This window comes from Streptomyces sp. NPDC005070, from assembly GCF_053600395.1.
Genome location: NZ_JBSFZS010000015.1, coordinates 12,553 through 28,403 on the forward strand (window position 1 = coordinate 12,553; position 15,851 = coordinate 28,403).

Below are 15,851 nucleotides of genomic sequence, written 5' to 3' on the forward strand. Positions count from 1 at the left end.
GGACGGTTTCACTGTGGCCGGACAATCGCGTCTGACGCGCCGGGCCCACCTGCTCCGCACCTCTGTACGGCGAGGTGAATTCCGGGGTGCCGGCTCAGCCGTGTAGCGAGCGGTCTCACTGTCTCTGCTTCGTGCGCATGACCGAAGAGGTGAGAACCGTGTCTACTTCGAGTATCCGCTCCGTGTCATCGACGCGCACCCCGGGCGAGGCCCCTTTTCCCAGGATGACGCGGACCCGGCCGACAGCTTTCCTCAGGCAACAACTTCCGCGCACACTCGGTCACTTCGGACGCGAGTTCGGTGTTCACGCTGTGCCGCCCACACTCATCCGGTGCCGCAGCAGGCAACGTTCGCCCGACGGGGCGAACGTTGCCTGTCGCGGCGCTAGGACGTGAAGGGAGTGCCGAGTCCGGTAGTAGTCGCTCGGTGTGCCGGGGCGGGAGCGAGGAAACGATCGTCGTGGATGAGAGGCGTTTCCGTATCCTCCACCGGTCCCCGCAAGTCGACCGTGAAACCGGCCTGTTCGAGTGCCGTGGCTCCGGCCGTGCTCGCCATGGCCGGCACGAGCCGGGCGGAGGTCTTGTGCAGGGTCACGACCTCGGTCCGGTTCGCGACGGCTTCCAGAGCCGTCAGCCCTTGGCCATCGGACAACTCGATCCGAGCCCGGAAGACGGGCCGGTTCTCCACTGCGGCGCGAGTGAACACGGGGTGAGGCGCGGTACGCAGCCCGGCTTCCCTCGCGAACGCGCGCTCCTGGGGATCCTCGCCGACGAAGACGCAGTCGCCGGCCGCCGAGGGCGGCGAGTCCTCCCCCGCCGTGCCGGCGACCGCCTCGTCGAAGATCTCCCGGTTGTCCTTGGAACCCCAGTGCACGAGCGCGTTGTCCGTGAAGCGACCGGGGAACGCCTCCCGCAGAGCCGAAAAGGCGCGCTCCGCAGCACCTTCACCGGGGCCGGGGTTGGAAATGACACCCTTGCGTACGTCGCGGAATTCATCGAGTACGGCGAGGACACGCGGTCGGGGCAGCAACGTCAGCGAACCGTCCGCCTCCACGCGGGCGTCGGCCAAGGTCGCTCCTATGTCGAAGAAGAGCACGGGCATCTCGATGCCTCCGCGAGGTGAAGCCGGCCCCTGAATCGGCACGCGCCCAGGCGAAACGGCCGTAGCAGGAAGGACTGTTCGGGGACAAGGGGGCCGGAGGGGCGGGTGTCGCCCACTGCGGGAATCCTGAGGCCCGCGCCGTCCGCCGGCGGCCATACAGGCGCTCCGAGCACGGACTCCCGGCTCCTCCATCGTCCCCCTTCGGTTGCGCTTTCGCATCCTGAGATGTATGAGAATGCCGTTCAACTTCAGACAGTTGAAGGGAATACGGAGTGCGAGGAATGCCATCCGCTGAGGAGGGCATCCCACGACGATGGCGGCCTGAGCGACTACACCTGCTCCTGGTACACCCTGATCTCGGCGGGCCTGAGTCTGCGGATCGCCGTCCACGCTGCCCGCTCGGTCACACCCCGGGCCCACTCTTCGAGATCGTCTCCGGCCCCGTGAAAGAACCAGCAGTTGAAGCTTTCCAGGGACTCCAAAGCGGGTGCCCGTCCGTACCGAAGCTCGCAGTGGACCTGCACGTAGTGCTCGTGATCACCGCCGCTGTCGATGACCTCGAATTGCCGGGCGAGGTCCAGCGTGAAGGTCGGAGGACCGTCGAACGCGTACGTGCCGTACTGAAACAAAAGGCCGTCGGCGTCAGGTGCGTCCGGGACATGGAACACCCGTCGGCCGAAACGGAGGAAGGCGAGCCAGACGTCTTCCGTGACCGGATCGGCAGGCGCCCCCGTCCCCACCTCGCCAGCAAGCACCCCCGCGGCTGCGTCCATCGACGGTCTCGGCGTCACGCCCGCCCTCCTCCGACGCAGCCAGGCTGAACGTAACTTTCGATCCCGAGGTTGAACACGTCGGGATCTTCTCAGAACGAGACATCCCACAGGCGGAAAGCCGCCTTGGCAATACTCCGCGCGAGGAGGAGGATGCCGCCTTCGGTGACCGTCGGGGGGAGCGGCATGCGAGGTCGAGGTGGCTGCTGAGGTCGAGGCTGAGACTGACTTACCGTACCGGGAGCACTTATCCACGGCCGCCGCCTATGGCATCGCCTGCCTGGTGCACATCCTGACGGCGAGTTTGCTGATCGGCGGTCTCCTGCTGATCGTGCTGCGCCTCAAGACGGTTGTGCAGCCGCTGGTCGGGCTGGTGCTGGTCCTGTGCGCCGCCCTCTTGCTGCCCCGTTTCGACAGACTCGACCCGGACCTGCCCCCGTTGTCGCGGGAGGAAGCGCCCGCTGTGTACGCCCTGTTGGACGACGTGGCGGATGCACTGGGCGTACGGCGCCTCGATGTCGTACAGCTCAGCACGGACTTCTCCGTACGAGCCACCACCTACGGCATACGACGCAGACGGCGACTGGTGCTCGGCTATCCCCTCTGGCTGGCCTCTGCGCCTCAACAGAGAGTCGCCGCTCTCGCACATGAATTGGGGCACTTGGCATCTCGCGATGTCCGACGTGGGGCAGTCGTCGGCAGCGCGCTCGCTGCCCTGGCCGACGGGGTGGAACAGATGGAACACCGGGCCGCCACAGCGGACGCAGCCTTCGACACGTCCCCGCTCTCCCGGTACGCCGATGAGATGGCCGTGGCTGCCGTGCGGTTCAAGGCCCACGGCCGCACGGCGGATTGGGCCCTGTGGATCCCAGGCCTGCTGATGAAGGGCACCGTTCGGCTGCTGGTCCGGCTCACACTGCCAAGCGCCCGGCGCGCGGAGTTCCAGGCGGACGCCGCGGCTGCTCGTGTCGCTTCCACCCAAGCGGCTCTCTCAGCCTTGCATGACCGGCGACTGGCCGACGGCGTCACTATCGAGATACACCGACTGGCCGTCGCAGCACAGTCGTTCGGCTGGACCGGCAGCGCCCAGAACGTGGACGAGGACTTTTGGACGAAGGTCGGCACGCACGCGGTAGTACTGCGCGACAGCGCGCGAAGCAAGGGCGATGACGTCAACCCGGGCAACGGGGTCCCGGCAGATCCCGCCCCACCGAGCGGACAGGACAAGGATTCCGCTCTCCCAGCCAGTGGCCTGCGCGTGACGCGGCTGTCCCTGGGGACGCCACACCCGGCCACCGTCACGCTCGACGCGCCCCGGGTCGCCGCCATCGAGGACGAACTCCGCGAACGGAAGCGCCTACTGGCTCGCAGGATCGTTCAAGACTGCGTCCAGGACTGACGTTGCAGACGTGTCAGCCATGGCGAACCAACACAATGTAGTCGGCTGCTACCTTCCGAGACATGACCGACAGCGTGTATGTGGGCAACGCGGGCAAGGACGCGGCACTGGACCGGGGATGGCTGCTGGGGCATTTCAAGGGCGTCTCCGACCCTCGGCACAGTGAAGCCCTGGAGATCAAATGGGGCGTCCATCCGCAGGGCGATGAGCGCGCGCAGTGGGTGACGGGTGAGGAGCGCACCGCCCTGCTGGTCCTCATCAGCGGGCGTTTCCGGGTGGAACTGCCGGGACGCAGCGTGCTCTTGGCCGAGCAGGGGGACTACGTCGTGTGGCGCCGGGGCGTCGATCACTCCTGGTTCGCGGAGGAAGAGTCCGTGGTTCTCACCGTCCGTTGGCCCTCGCTCCCCGGATACAAGGCGGCCGACTAGGGCGATCCGGCGGTGTGTCCCATCCGCTTCCTGCCTGGCCACCGGCGTCGGCGCCCCTGAGCGTGCGGTCGCCGCGGCCGGGGGCGGGGAGCCCGCGGCCGCGGCGAAGGCGGCGATTCTGGTGACGGCAGGACCGGACCCGGCAGTGGCTGCCGGCGGCCCGGCTAGCGATTGACGGATCGCATACCGGCCTCGTCGTAGCGCTCCCCCGCCGCCTCGGGCAGCTCCGCGTCGATGCGGGCCAGGTCGTCCTTGGTCAGCTCGATGTCGACCGCGGCGGCGTTCTGCTCCAGGTAGGTGCGGCGCTTGGTGCCAGGGATCGGGACCAGGTGCTCGCCCTGGGCCAGTACCCAGGCGATGGCGAGCTGGGCCGGGGCCACGTCCTTCTCTGCGGCGATCTCCTTCACCTTCGCCGCCAGCCGCATGTTCGCCTCGATGTTGGCGTCCTGGAAGCGCGGGTTCTGGCGGCGCCAGTCGTTCGCGTCCAGCTCGTCCGGCGACGTGAACCGGCCGGCGAGGAAGCCACGGCCGAGCGGCGAGTACGGCACGAAACCGATGCCCAGCTCACGGCAGGCGGGCAGCACCTCGGCCTCCACGTCCCGCGACCACAGCGAGTACTCGCTCTGCACCGCGGTGATCGGGTGCACGGCATGGGCGCGCCGGATGGTCTCCGCGCTCGCCTCGCTCAGACCGATGGCCCGCACCTTGCCCTCGGCGACCAGCTCACCCAGCGCGCCGACCGTCTCCTCGATGGGCACGTTCGGGTCGACCCGGTGCTGGTAGTACAGGTCGATGTGGTCGGTCCCCAGACGCTGCAGGGAGCCGTGGACCGAGCTCCGGACATGTTCGGCGGAGCCGTCCTGCGGGCCGACCGTGCTGATGTCACCGGGTACGGCATCGTCCATCCGGTAGTTGAACTTCGTCGCGAGAACGTACTCCTCGCGACGCCCCCGGATCGCCTCGCCGAGGAGCGACTCGTTGGTGAGCGGCCCGTACATCTGCGCGGTGTCGAGGAAGTTCACCCCGAGGTCGAGAGCACGCCGGATGGTCGCGATCCCCTCGTCCTGATCCGTGGATCCGTAGAAGGCGGACATGCCCATGCATCCCAGGCCGATGGCCGATACCTGAAGGTCCCGCAGACTGCGCTTCTGCATGCCGTCTCCCAGTTTTCTCTGCACACTCGTCATGTCGTTCATCGGGCGGCGAAGCCCTTCATCCATCCAGCGACGATTCCCACGGCCGGGCATCCCCTGAGGGGCCGGGGCCACAGGCTTCGTACACCGTGGTGTCTGCGACGCTACGACCTGGAGCGCACTCCAGCGCAAGTCGGCTCTCACGCCGAGCTGCACCTCGAACGGGACATTCCGCGCGGCCACGGATACCTCCCTGTACCGGCCTCACCCCGTCCGGTGAACGACGCACGCGGTCACTGGCCGACGGGTGCCAGATCTTTCCGGGGCGTGCTGTCGGATCCGGTGCGCAAGGTCCCCGCGGCCGCGGCGGTGGTCACGCACAGCAGGGTGAGCAGGATGAAGGCGTGGTTGAGGGCGACAAGGTGGGTCAGCCAGCCGATGACGGCGGGACCGGCGAGCATGCCGACGTAGCCGAGTCCAGCGACCCTGGAGACGTTGGCGCCGGCAGCCGCGGGATCGGCGTGCCCGGCCGCGCTGAACAGTTGAGGGACCGTGCCCGACAGGCCCAGGCCGAACAGCGCCCAGCCCGCGAACGCGGCCCACATCCACGGGCCGAGAGCCACGAGCGTGATGCCGACGGCCGCCATGGCCGCACCGTGGCGCAGGATCGCCATGGAGCCGAACCGGGCAACGAGGCGGTCGGCGAGCAGCCGGCCGATGGTCATGGCCGCGGCAAACGTGCCGTAGGCGAAGGCGGCCGTGCCGGCAGGCGCGCCGAGGACGTCCTTGAGGTGCAGGGCGCTCCAGTCGTTGGCCGCGCCCTCGCACAACATGACCATCAGTGCCAGGACGGCGAGGAGCCAGACGCGTCCCTTACCGCCGCGAGGCGTGCCGACCGGTGATGTCTCGGCCTCCTCCGCGGAGCCGGAGCCCGAGCCGAGGTCGGGGTCGGGGTCGGCGGCGACAGGTGCGGGGGCGATCGGCAAAAGGGCGCGCGCCGACGCGAGGGCGATCACGATGGCCACGGCGCCGAGCGCGGCCATGCTCGGGACCGGGCTCAGGCCCGCACGCGCGGCTCCGGCCGCGACGAGGGCGGCGATGACACCGCCGACGGAGAACGTGGCGTGGAAACCCGACATGACGGGCCGGCCGTACGCCTTCTCCACGTGGACGGCGTGGGCGTTCATGCTCACGTCCAGGCAGCCGTTGCAGAACCCGAAGGCCAGCAGCGCCCCCGCCAGCGTCCAGGGGGTCGCGGCGAGACCGGGCAGCATCAGGGCCGCGCCGCACAGCACTCCGCCGGCCGGGACCACGACGCGTGCGCCGAGGCGGTCGGTCAGGGGGCCGGCCATCTGCATCCCGGCGAAGGCCCCGAGCCCGAGCAGGACCAGCAGGCCGCCCAGCGTCGCGTGGCTGACGCCCACGCGCTCCTCCGCGGCGGGAATGTGCACCACCCAGGCGCCCATGAGGGTGCCGCACAGGACGAAGTAGACGTAGGTCGCCACGCGGGCGGCTCGAAGCGAAGGTTGCATGCCGCTCACCGTAACGAACGATTTCGATGTTCGAAAGTCCGAGTCTTGAACACATTGCATGTTCATTGTGTCGTGGTGTTCAATCCCGGTATGAGCAACGCAGAGCGCCACGGGCTGATCGCGAAGGCTGTCAGGGACTCCGGCGGCGCGACGGTCCAGGAGCTCGCGGAGCTGACCGGCGCCTCGGAGATGACCATCAGGCGCGACCTCGACGCCCTGGCCGGCCAGGGCGTCCTCGAACGCGTCCGTGGCGGCGCACGCACCCTGCTGCTCAGGGGCGAGGAGCCCCCGTTCGCGCTGCGCACCAACGAGTCGGTCGACGCCAAGCGCCGGATCGCCGCCGAGGTCTCCGCGCTCATCGCCGACGGCGAGAGCGTCCTGCTGGACAGCGGCACCACCTGCCTGGAGGTCGCCCGCCTCCTGCGCGAGCGTCCCGTCACCGTGATGCCGCTGTCCCTGCAGGCCATCCACCTGCTCGGCGAGACACCCGGCCCGGCAACGCTGGTGGTGCCCGGCGGACAGCCCCGCGCCGCCGAGGGAGCCCTCACCGGCCCGCTCACGCTCGCCTCCTTGGCAGCCCTGCGTTTCGACACCGCCGTCATGGGCTGCTGCGGACTGAGCGCGGCCGACGGCCTGACCGCCTACGACCTCGACGAGGCCGCGGTGAAGAAGGCGGGCATCACCTCGTCGCGTCGTCTCGTCCTCGCCACGGACGGCAGCAAGTTCGGCCGCACCGCCTACGCCTACGTCGGCCCGTCCACGCTGGTGCACACCCTCGTCACCGACACCACCGCACCCACCGAGGAACTGGCCGCGCTCGAGAGCGGCGGCACCATCATCAAGACCGTCTGACCACCCCGCCGCGCAGCCCAGCTGCCCACCGAGGTCGCCGTGGGCCGCCGGGGTCACCAAAGCCCTACGGGCTCCCCTCGCGACGCCCGGAGCAGGATGTCCCGCGTGGAACCCATCCCGTACCTGTCGACGCCACTGGACAGTGCGGCGACATCCAGCAGGAGGGGCCGGATGTCGACACCGACATCCCGTGCCCGCTCGCACAGATCATTCAGCTCGACCATCATGTCCCGCGTGTCGTGGCCCTGGTCCCCGACCGAGATCTCCAGCAACCGCTGCCGGAAACCCTCGGGCGTCAATTCGAACGGCAACGTCGTCGCCCAGCGGAACGAGTGGCACCGCTCCATGAGCGCGCGCAGGGCGGACCGGATGTCCTCGTCGCCCTCCCCGTAACGGGAGAGCACCTCCTGCAGCGCCGCCTCGGCCTCCGGCCGGACACCCGCCTCGTCCAGCGCCGGCGACAGCCGACGGGGAAGGGGCGCCATGGGGGCACTGGCGGAGCTCGAGGAACGGGTCGCGGCGATCGATGCGTGCCTCGAGCCCATAGCGACGAGGCCGGTGGATCTCACCGACGCCGACTGGATGCGCACGATGGGGGAGGGCCCGCGTCCGTGCGGTACTTCATGATGCTGCGGTTGTCGCTGCCGTGGGCCGCCCTGACCGAGAGACGGACCGGCCGACCCTTGTGAGGGTGGGCGCGACGGCCGTCAGTAGGGTGGTGACATGCACATACGGGGGCGCAGGCTCAGATTCACCGCGGTGTCGGCACTGGTCGTGCTGGCCCTGACCGGGTTCTCTTCGGGTCGCCACGGGAGCCGCAGCCATCACAGCGGGGGCGGTTGCAGCAGTTCCAGCCAGGACCACGACGGTTCGTCCACGTCGGGCAGCGGCGGCCCGTCCGGAGGCAGCGACGACTCCGGGACGAGTACGAGTGACAGCGGCGGAGCCACGTACCGCTCCCGCCCCACCCACCGTTCGACCACCACCGCGCCCTCCCCCAGGCATACGGCCCAGCCCCTGAAGGACGGCACCGCCGTGCTCGTCCACTGCGCGAGCACGGACGACCCGTACGCGACCGTCCAGATCAGGAATCCGAACGGACGCGACGGCGTCTTCGCCCTGAAGATCAGCTTCAAGGACCGGAACGGCGCCACCGTCATCGAGAGTGGCGATCAGGTCTCGGTGCCCGCGAAGGACAAGACGACCTACCGGGTGCCCGTTGCCGGTGCCGGGGGCGGCGTGGACCAGATCGATCACTGCGAGGTCGATCCACGGGCCACCGCCGTCCGGTAACGCCCTGCGGAACTCACCGCGTCCGGGGACCACTTGGGCGTTGCGCCACCGCTGAGACGACGGCGACACCGCCGCCGTTCGTTCATTTCCGGAATGAATGAAGCAAGCCGTGCCGCAACTCTTGTCAGGTCCTGAACAAGCTCCTACGTTCCGAATGAGTGCGTGGGATCGCTCCCACGCGTCGTCCCACCCATCGAGCAACGGAGCTCCGATGACGACAACCTTCGTACGGTCCAGGTGGTTCGCAGGCCTCGTGCGGCTCAAGTGGTTCCTGGGCGCCGTGTTCGCCGCCTGCGTGATGCTCATCGCGGCGCAGCAACCAGCTCACGCCGCCTCCTGGGGCACACCGCAGACCGTCAACTCCTGGAACGTCATCAGCGGCAGGTGGACGGCCAACAACGAGTTGGAGACGTACACGCCGGACTGCGTCTGGTACGACGGCGGCACCCTGATGATCAAGACGTACAGCGCGGGTGGCGGGCTCTACTACTCCGGCCGTGTGGAGTCGAAGGCCCTCTACGGCTACGGCACGTACAGCTTCACCGCGAACATGCCGAGCGGACAGGGGCTGCTTCCCGCGGTCTGGGCGGCCTATCTGAACCCCTGGCTCCCCGAGTTCGACGCGGCCGAGATCGTCGGATCCAATCCCAACACCGTCGACCAGACCTTCCACGACACCAGCAACGCGCAGACCCAGTGGGCCGTGAACAACTCAGGGGGCTGGACCAACAGCTTCCACGTCTACGCGTTCAGCTGGTGGCCCGACCACATCGACTTCTGGGTGGACGGCGCCTTCCAGGGGACCAAGTGGTACACCACCGCTCCGGGCGTCGGCATGCACTTCATCGTCAACACAGCGGTGGGCGGTGACTGGCCGGGCAACCCGAACTCCTCGACCTGGGCCACCGCGGACGGCGCCCGCTACCTCAAGGTCTCCGCGATCACGTACACCCCGTACTACCCCTGAGCCGTCCCTTCCCGGCTGTTACCGTCGCGCCATGTCCAAGACCGAGATAGACGCGCTGACCACCGAGTTCTTCGGTGCCTTCGACAACCGGGGCGGCAAGGCCGCCGACGTGGACCGGATCAGGCGACTCGTTCTCCCCGGCGGGGTGATCGTCAAGACAGGCCCCGAATTCACCGTCTATACGGTGGACGAGTTCACCGAGCCGCGCCGGCACCTGCTGTCCGACGGCCGCCTGGTCGAGTTCTCCGAGTGGGAGACCTCCGAGCGGACGGAGATCGCAGGCGATATCGCGTCCCGGTTCAGCGCATACCGCAAGTCCGGGACCTTGGACGGCCGGCGGTTCGAGGGAGACGGCACCAAGACCATCCAGTTCGTGCGCACCTCACAGGGCTGGCGGATCACCGCGGTCGCCTGGTACGACCGACCCTGACCACACACGAGTCCCACAACGACCCGCCGGCATGGAGCGATGACGGACACGGGTGAGGTCAGGGTGGCGGCTCCCTGTCAGAAACCCGAAGGTGTCGGCAAGCAACTGAAGTCTTCACTCGCTCCTCGGGCTGAAGCCCTAGGATTCCGGCCTTCTCGTCCGTTGCTGTGCCGCTATGCGGCACGGGGAGCACAACTGACGCACTCTCATCTGATGATCCATCAGGACGTTTACACAGGGCCCCCTTTGTCGAAGCGCACCGAGGGTGGCACGCTCGTCACCAAGCGCGCTTCCGCCGACTCCCGGGCGGGACCGGCGGAAGCGCGCTCCTCATGGCACACTGCGGGCATGCCTGACGGCCACGCCCCCGCGACGCCACGCCTCCGGCCGGATCCGCCCCGTGTGGCCTGGCGCAAGGAAATGCGCGAGCGGGTCATCACCGAGGCCAGGGCGCTCGCCGCCGAAAGCGGCTGGGACCGCGTCCGGGTGGCCGACCTCGCCCTGCGGGCCGACGTGTCGCGCCCCTCCATCTACAAGGAATTCGGCGACCGCGCGGGGATCGGCCGCGCCCTGGTGGAGCGCGAGACGAACGAGTTCCTCATCGGCCTCGCCGCAGTCCTGGACGGCCACCGTGGTCGTCCTGCCCCGGCACTGGAGGCGGCCGTGGCCCACACCCTGGAACAGGCGGAGGTCAACCCGTTCGTCGGCGCGGTACTGACCGCCACACGCGGGGGCACCGACGCCCTGCTGCCCTTCCTGACCAGCAGGCCCGAGCCCGTCTTCTCCAGCACGCGACGACTGCTCTGCGCGTGGCTCGGCGAAGAAGTCCCGCAAGCCGCCGAGGACCGTCGCGCGGCTGCCGCCGATCTGGCCGTGCGCCTCACCGTCAGCCACATGCTGCTGCCCGCCCACGACCCGGGGGCGACTCCGCTCCACGTTGCGCGGACGGTGTGCACGATTCTTGGCGTGCCGGAGCAGGACTGACCGGCACCCGGCCGTTCATCGAGCCGGACGACAACCAGAAGGCCCCCTCCCCCGCGTCGCCCCGCATGGCGCACCGCGGCGATGTCCCGGTCCGGGCGCGTGGGGTCGACGCGTGCCTGAGCGGGGCCGGCCGGGACCGGCGGGTGCCGGGTGAGAAGACGATCACTCTTCGGGAAGGACGCGCCGGACGGACGGAACGACGCTCGGACACCGAGGACTGACGGGCCGACCCCGCCACCGACCATGCTGCTGCATAGATCTCGCTGTTGCAAGTTATTCGCAATAAAGGCATAGGGTGTGCCGGGACGATCACTCACCCGGAAAGGGGACCTGCCCGATGGGCACCTACACGCTTCCCGACCTGCCCTACGACTACGCCGCGCTGGAGCCGGTCATCACCGGAGAGATCCTGGAGCTGCATCACGCCAAACACCACGCCGCCTACGTCAAGGGCGCGAACGACACCCTCGAGCAGATCGCCGAGATCCGCGACAAGGACCGGATCACACCGACCTCGCTGGTCGGGCTGGAGAAGACCTACGCCTTCAACCTCTCCGGCCACGTCCTGCACTCGATCTTCTGGCAGAACCTCTCCCCCGACGGCGGCGACCGACCGGACGGCGCCCTCGCCGACGCCATCGACGAACACCTGGGCGGCTTCGAGCAGTTCAAGAAGCACCTCACCGTCGCCACCAGCAGCGTCCAGGGTTCCGGCTGGGGTGTCCTCGCCTGGGAACCCCTCGGCAGGCGCCTGATCGTGGAGCAGGTCTACGACCACCACGGCAACGTCGGCCAGGGGAGCACCCCGTTGCTCGTCTTCGACGCCTGGGAGCACGCGTACTACCTGCAGTACAAGAACGTGCGCCCCGACTACGTCACCAAGCTGTGGAACCTGGTCAACTGGGAAGACGTGACGGCCCGGTTCACCAGGGCAGCCGCCAACTGACCGACGACACCGGCGGAACCACCACCGGCACCACCGGGCCGGGTGGCCCCCGTGCCTCCCGGCCCGATCCGGTTCGCGTCGTTGATCGACCGCCGTGAAATCCGGTTGCGCCCCGGACCGAGGATCGGCTTGGGTTCGTGCTCGTGGCCGATCTCAGAGATCTCGTACGTCCCGACCGCTATCCGCGCTCCTCTCGCTATGACCCCGCCTGGCTGCTCGACCTCGACATGGGGCCCAACCCCTTGTGGCTGCTGGAGGATCTGGCACAGAATCTCGATCTGCGCCCCGGGATGCGGATTCTCGACCTCGGTTCCGGCAAGGGCGCCACGTCGGTGTTCCTGGCCCGCGAGTACGGGGTCCAGGTCGTCGCGGCCGACTGGTGGATCGCCCCCGAGGACGCGGCAGCCGTTTTCGCGGAAGCGGGTGTCGGCGACCAGGTGAAGGCCGTACGGGCCGAGGCGCACACCCTGCCGTTCGACGAGGCGAGCTTCGACGCCGTCGTGAGCGTGGACGCGTTCGAGTACTTCGGTACGGCGGACAGCTATCTGCCCTACCTGGTGCGGTTCCTGCGACCCGGCGGGCAACTGGGCATGGCGACGCCTGCCTTGACACGGGAGGTCCGTGAACTCGGGTCGATCCCACCCCATATCAAGGAAGTGGTCGGCTGGGAGGCGATCGCCTGGCACACCGCGGACTGGTGGCGGTTCCAGTGGGAGATCACCGAACTGGTGGAGATCACGTCCGCGCGACTGCAGCAAGACGCCTGGCGCGACTGGCTGTTGTGGGCCCGGGCCGGGGCCGAGCACCACCAGGACGGCCGGAGCGCGAACCAGCCCGTCATCGACATGCTGACCACGGACGGCGGGGAGTTGCTCTCCTTCGCCCTCGTGACAGCACGTAGGAACTGAGCGGGCTCCCCACCTCGACGGGTGAGGGAGCCCGAGCCGTCCGAGCCCCGGGTTTCGGCCCGGGGCTTCGGTCGGTTCGGCCAAGGGCTTCGGTCGGTTCGGCCAAGGGCTTCGGTCGGTTCGACCGGGGGTGGGTCAGGCGGTTGCCTCCGCGCGCGCCGGGTCCTTGGCCTCCTGCCGTACGACCCGCCGGCGCCGTGACGGCAGGCCCACCGTCGGGTTGGCGACGCCCCAGGCCGCGCCCTTGCAGATCAGCTCTTTGTAGAGAGCGGCCGTGCGGCCTGTCAGAGCGCGGTCGACCGCCTGGTCGTCGGCCGTGACGAACTGGATCAGGCCCTCCTTCCGGCCGAGGGAGACGCACTGCTGGAAGTAGCGGATGGAGACGTGGGGGATCTTGGTGCCGGCGAGCCGGGCGGCGATGGCGTCGGCGGCCTGCCAGGCCATGGGGACGCCCGAGGCGCAGGACATGCGGAGGGGCTTGTCCTGGGGTCCGATGGCCATCGCGGCGTCGCCCACGGCGTAGACGTCCGGGTGGGAGACCGAGCGCATGGTGCTGTCGACCACGATCTGGCCGCGCTCGGTGACCTCCAGGGTGGTGGCCCGGGCGATCGGATGGACGGCGAAGCCGGTGGTCCAGACGGTGACCGCGGCGGGGAGGGTCCGGCCGTCGGCGGTTGTCACGCCGTCCGCCGTCACGGCGGTGACCGTCGCGTGCTCGTGGACCTCGATGCCGAGCCGGTCGGTCACCTTCCGCAGGTGGGCACGGCCCTTCGCCGAGAGCCAGTCCCCGAGCGCGCCATGGGCGGCCAGGGAGATGCTGAGGTCCGGGCGGGCCTCGGCGATCTCGGTAGCGGCCTCCACACCGGTCAGGCCGCCGCCCACGACGACCACGGCCTTGCCCGCGTCAAGGGCGTCAAGCCGTTCGCGGAGACGGTGGGCGCCCGGGCGGCTCGCCACCTGGTCGGCGTGTTCGGCGACGCCGGGGACGTCTCCGTCGTTCCAGCCGCTGCCGAGGGCGTAGACCAGGGTGTCGTACGCGAGCTCGGCCGGACCGTCGGCGCCGGTGAGGGAGACCGTCCTGCGGTCCACGTCCACGGCGGTGACGCTCGCGAGCCTCAGCTCCACGCCCGTACCGGCGAACATCTCGCTGAACGGCCGGGCCTTGAGGTCCTGGCCCGTGGCGAGCTGGTGCATCCGGACGCGCTCGACGAAGTCGGGCTCGGGGTTGACGAGGGTGATGCTCACGCCCTCGCGGTGCAGCCTCTTGGCGAGGCGGCCGGCGGCGGTGGCTCCGGTGTATCCGGCTCCGAGGACGACGATGCGGTGCAGCATGTCCGTGCTCCTGTCTGGGCGGGTCCGCCGTTGTCCGGCGTGGTGTCGCCCTTTGAACCGGGTAGCCCGGCGTTTCCTGACAGGATCGGAATGTGACCTGCGTCACATCGCATCAGAGGGTGTAGAGCGGGCCCTCCTCGTGGTCCATGGCGGCCCACTGCCGGGTCGCGCGGACGAGTTTGTCGGGGTTGACCTGGCTCCGGACGGCCACGATGCCGTCCGCGGTGACCTCCAGGCAGGTGATGCCGACAACCCTGCCGTCCACGACGGCGACGATCGCGGGCCCGCCGTTGGCGGTTGTGGCGTACATGTCGGGCGCGCCGCCGATGTACTTCCGCTTGGCGTCGCTGGGCTTGAACAGGCCGCGCAGGAAGGTGGCGACCGCGTGCGCGCCTTCGAACGCCTTCGCGCGGGCCGGGATCTTGCCGCCGCCGTCGCCGACCGAGACGGCGTCCTGGGTGAGCAGGCGGACGAGGGGTTCGGTGCGGCCGCTGGTCGCCGCCGCCAGGAACTCCTCCACGATCTGCCGGGCGGCGGCCTCGTCGACCTCGGTGCGCGCCTTGCCCTCGGCGACGTGCTTCTTGGCCCGGTGGTAGATCTGCTGGCCGGCCGCCTCGGTGATGTCCAGGATCTCGGCGATCTCCCGATGCGGGTAGTCGAAGGCCTCCCGCAGCACGTACACCGCCCGTTCCTTGGGCGACAGGCGCTCCAGCAGGACGAGGACGGCGTACGAGACGGACTCGCGCTGCTCGGCGGAGTCGGCGGGGCCGAGCATCGCGTCCCCGGTGAGCAGCGGTTCGGGGAGCCACCGCCCCACGTACGTCTCGCGGCGCGCGCGGGCCGAAGTGAGCTGGTTGAGGCAGAAGTTGGTGAGGACCTTGGTCAGCCAGGCCTCCGGCACCTCGATCCGGCCGAGGTCGGCCGCCTGCCAGCGCAGGAACGTCTCCTGCACGGCGTCCTCCGCCTCGCCCGCCGAGCCGAGCAGCCGGTAGGCGATGGCCTCCAGCCGGGGCCTGGCCGCCTCGAACCGGTCCACGTCACTCATGCTCAGGGCCATGCCCGCGATCTTAGGCGCCCTCGCGCCGGAACGGCAGGCGGCCCTCCGTCCGACAAGGACCACGTCCTACGAGAACGTTGGCGGACCGAGGCCGAGGCCGCCGGCGGTCAGTGCGCGACGTGGAACTCGTTGCCGCCGGCGTCGAGGAACTCGCCCGGTTCCCAGTCGCGTTGAATGACCTCCAGGCGCAGCCTGTTCCGTCCCGCCTTCGGCGCCGCGGGCGGTCCCATCACCAGCGAGACCGTGCTGGAGGGTCTCCGGCGCAGCCGGACGCCCCACTCGCGGTACTCGACGGTGTGCCAGCCTGCCTCGGACTGCCAGAAGGCCGACTGCGCGTAGCGATCCGCCTCGGCGACGTCGAGGCAGATCGCGGCGAGGCCGAAGTCGGCGAGCACCCCGGGGTGACCAGGACGCAGCACGCAGAACTCATTGCCCTCCGGATCGGCCAGCACGTCCCACGGGACGTCCCCCTGGCCGATGTCGACCCGCTTGGCACCGAGTGCGACTAGGCGTTCCACCTCGACTTCCCAGCCAGGGCCCCCGGCCAGATCGAGGTGGAGCCGGTTCTTGCCCGCCGGCGGCTTCGGCTTCACGGACGGCACGAAACGCAGTTCCAGACCGCCCGTGCGCCCCTTGGTCGCGTCCAGCCAGAAGCGCTCCATGCCCGCGACGTCGACTGCGTCGATCACGATCCCCGTCAGCATCCCGTTCCCCCAAGC

The 15,851-nt window shown here is 69.4% G+C and carries 17 protein-coding genes; 9 read left to right on the forward strand and 8 right to left on the reverse strand.

The genetic code is table 11. From position 1 onward, the window contains the following. Positions 1-384 precede the first annotated feature (384 nt). Both ACWEBX_RS07715 and ACWEBX_RS07720 read right to left on the reverse strand, forming a co-directional pair. The gene (locus ACWEBX_RS07715) at positions 385-1,101 is read right to left on the reverse strand and encodes an HAD family hydrolase (RefSeq protein ID WP_451883995.1); all 717 of its coding nucleotides are present in this window, start codon (positions 1,099-1,101) and stop codon (positions 385-387) included. Positions 1,102-1,430: 329 nt separating this feature from the next. Continuing rightward, a complete protein-coding gene (locus tag ACWEBX_RS07720; protein WP_451883996.1) occupies positions 1,431-1,892 on the reverse strand; it encodes a hypothetical protein in 462 nt (153 codons plus the stop codon). A gap of 178 nt (positions 1,893-2,070) precedes the next feature. Between ACWEBX_RS07720 and ACWEBX_RS07725 the strand changes: the two genes are divergently transcribed. Together ACWEBX_RS07725 and ACWEBX_RS07730 are read left to right on the forward strand one after the other, a co-directional pair. Continuing rightward, positions 2,071-3,270 (forward strand): M48 family metallopeptidase, encoded by a 1,200-nt coding sequence (locus tag ACWEBX_RS07725; protein WP_451883997.1) that lies wholly within the window; start codon positions 2,071-2,073, stop codon positions 3,268-3,270. Positions 3,271-3,332: 62 nt separating this feature from the next. Further along, positions 3,333-3,698, forward strand: a complete 366-nt coding sequence (locus ACWEBX_RS07730; RefSeq protein ID WP_451883998.1) for a signal peptidase I — start codon at positions 3,333-3,335, stop codon at positions 3,696-3,698. A 164-nt stretch (positions 3,699-3,862) separates the two neighbouring features. Here ACWEBX_RS07730 and ACWEBX_RS07735 read toward each other — a convergent pair whose 3' ends face one another. Then, positions 3,863-4,852: an aldo/keto reductase gene (locus ACWEBX_RS07735; protein WP_451883999.1), complete on the reverse strand. Its 990-nt coding sequence runs from the start codon at positions 4,850-4,852 to the stop codon at positions 3,863-3,865. A 272-nt stretch (positions 4,853-5,124) separates the two neighbouring features. Beyond that, positions 5,125-6,363 (reverse strand): MFS transporter, encoded by a 1,239-nt coding sequence (locus ACWEBX_RS07740; RefSeq protein ID WP_451884000.1) that lies wholly within the window; start codon positions 6,361-6,363, stop codon positions 5,125-5,127. 90 nt (positions 6,364-6,453) lie between these two features. Between ACWEBX_RS07740 and ACWEBX_RS07745 the strand changes: the two genes are divergently transcribed. Continuing rightward, complete coding sequence (locus tag ACWEBX_RS07745) at positions 6,454-7,215, forward strand: DeoR/GlpR family DNA-binding transcription regulator (protein WP_451884001.1); 762 nt, start codon at positions 6,454-6,456, stop codon at positions 7,213-7,215. A 53-nt stretch (positions 7,216-7,268) separates the two neighbouring features. Here the strand turns inward: ACWEBX_RS07745 and ACWEBX_RS07750 are convergent, their stop codons facing one another. Continuing rightward, positions 7,269-7,700: a hypothetical protein gene (locus tag ACWEBX_RS07750; RefSeq protein WP_451884002.1), complete on the reverse strand. Its 432-nt coding sequence runs from the start codon at positions 7,698-7,700 to the stop codon at positions 7,269-7,271. 238 nt (positions 7,701-7,938) lie between these two features. On the opposite strand from ACWEBX_RS07750, the gene ACWEBX_RS07755 reads away from it, so the two are divergent. The 6 genes from ACWEBX_RS07755 (at position 7,939) to ACWEBX_RS07780 (ending at position 12,743) form a co-directional block, all read left to right on the forward strand. Then, a complete protein-coding gene (locus tag ACWEBX_RS07755) occupies positions 7,939-8,508 on the forward strand; it encodes a hypothetical protein (protein WP_451884003.1) in 570 nt (189 codons plus the stop codon). A gap of 211 nt (positions 8,509-8,719) precedes the next feature. After that, complete coding sequence (locus tag ACWEBX_RS07760; RefSeq protein WP_451884004.1) at positions 8,720-9,475, forward strand: glycoside hydrolase family 16 protein; 756 nt, start codon at positions 8,720-8,722, stop codon at positions 9,473-9,475. A gap of 31 nt (positions 9,476-9,506) precedes the next feature. Then, positions 9,507-9,905, forward strand: a complete 399-nt coding sequence (locus ACWEBX_RS07765) for a DUF4440 domain-containing protein (protein WP_451884005.1) — start codon at positions 9,507-9,509, stop codon at positions 9,903-9,905. Between the two features lie 348 nt (positions 9,906-10,253). Then, positions 10,254-10,889: a TetR/AcrR family transcriptional regulator gene (locus tag ACWEBX_RS07770; protein ID WP_451884006.1), complete on the forward strand. Its 636-nt coding sequence runs from the start codon at positions 10,254-10,256 to the stop codon at positions 10,887-10,889. Between the two features lie 337 nt (positions 10,890-11,226). After that, positions 11,227-11,835, forward strand: a complete 609-nt coding sequence (locus ACWEBX_RS07775) for a superoxide dismutase (protein ID WP_451884007.1) — start codon at positions 11,227-11,229, stop codon at positions 11,833-11,835. Positions 11,836-11,978: 143 nt separating this feature from the next. Beyond that, on the forward strand, positions 11,979-12,743 hold the full coding sequence (locus ACWEBX_RS07780) for an SAM-dependent methyltransferase (RefSeq protein WP_451884008.1): 765 nt from the start codon (positions 11,979-11,981) through the stop codon (positions 12,741-12,743). Between the two features lie 135 nt (positions 12,744-12,878). On the opposite strand, the gene ACWEBX_RS07785 is transcribed toward ACWEBX_RS07780, so the two are convergent. The 3 genes from ACWEBX_RS07785 to ACWEBX_RS07795 all read right to left on the reverse strand — a co-directional run bounded on the left by ACWEBX_RS07785 (position 12,879) and on the right by ACWEBX_RS07795 (position 15,821). Then, positions 12,879-14,075 (reverse strand): NAD(P)/FAD-dependent oxidoreductase, encoded by a 1,197-nt coding sequence (locus ACWEBX_RS07785; protein ID WP_451884009.1) that lies wholly within the window; start codon positions 14,073-14,075, stop codon positions 12,879-12,881. Positions 14,076-14,187: 112 nt separating this feature from the next. Next, a complete protein-coding gene (locus ACWEBX_RS07790) occupies positions 14,188-15,132 on the reverse strand; it encodes an RNA polymerase sigma-70 factor (protein ID WP_451884010.1) in 945 nt (314 codons plus the stop codon). A 107-nt stretch (positions 15,133-15,239) separates the two neighbouring features. After that, positions 15,240-15,821, reverse strand: coding sequence for a VOC family protein (locus ACWEBX_RS07795; protein WP_451884011.1), 582 nt, complete (start codon positions 15,819-15,821; stop codon positions 15,240-15,242). Positions 15,822-15,851: the final 30 nt, after the last annotated feature.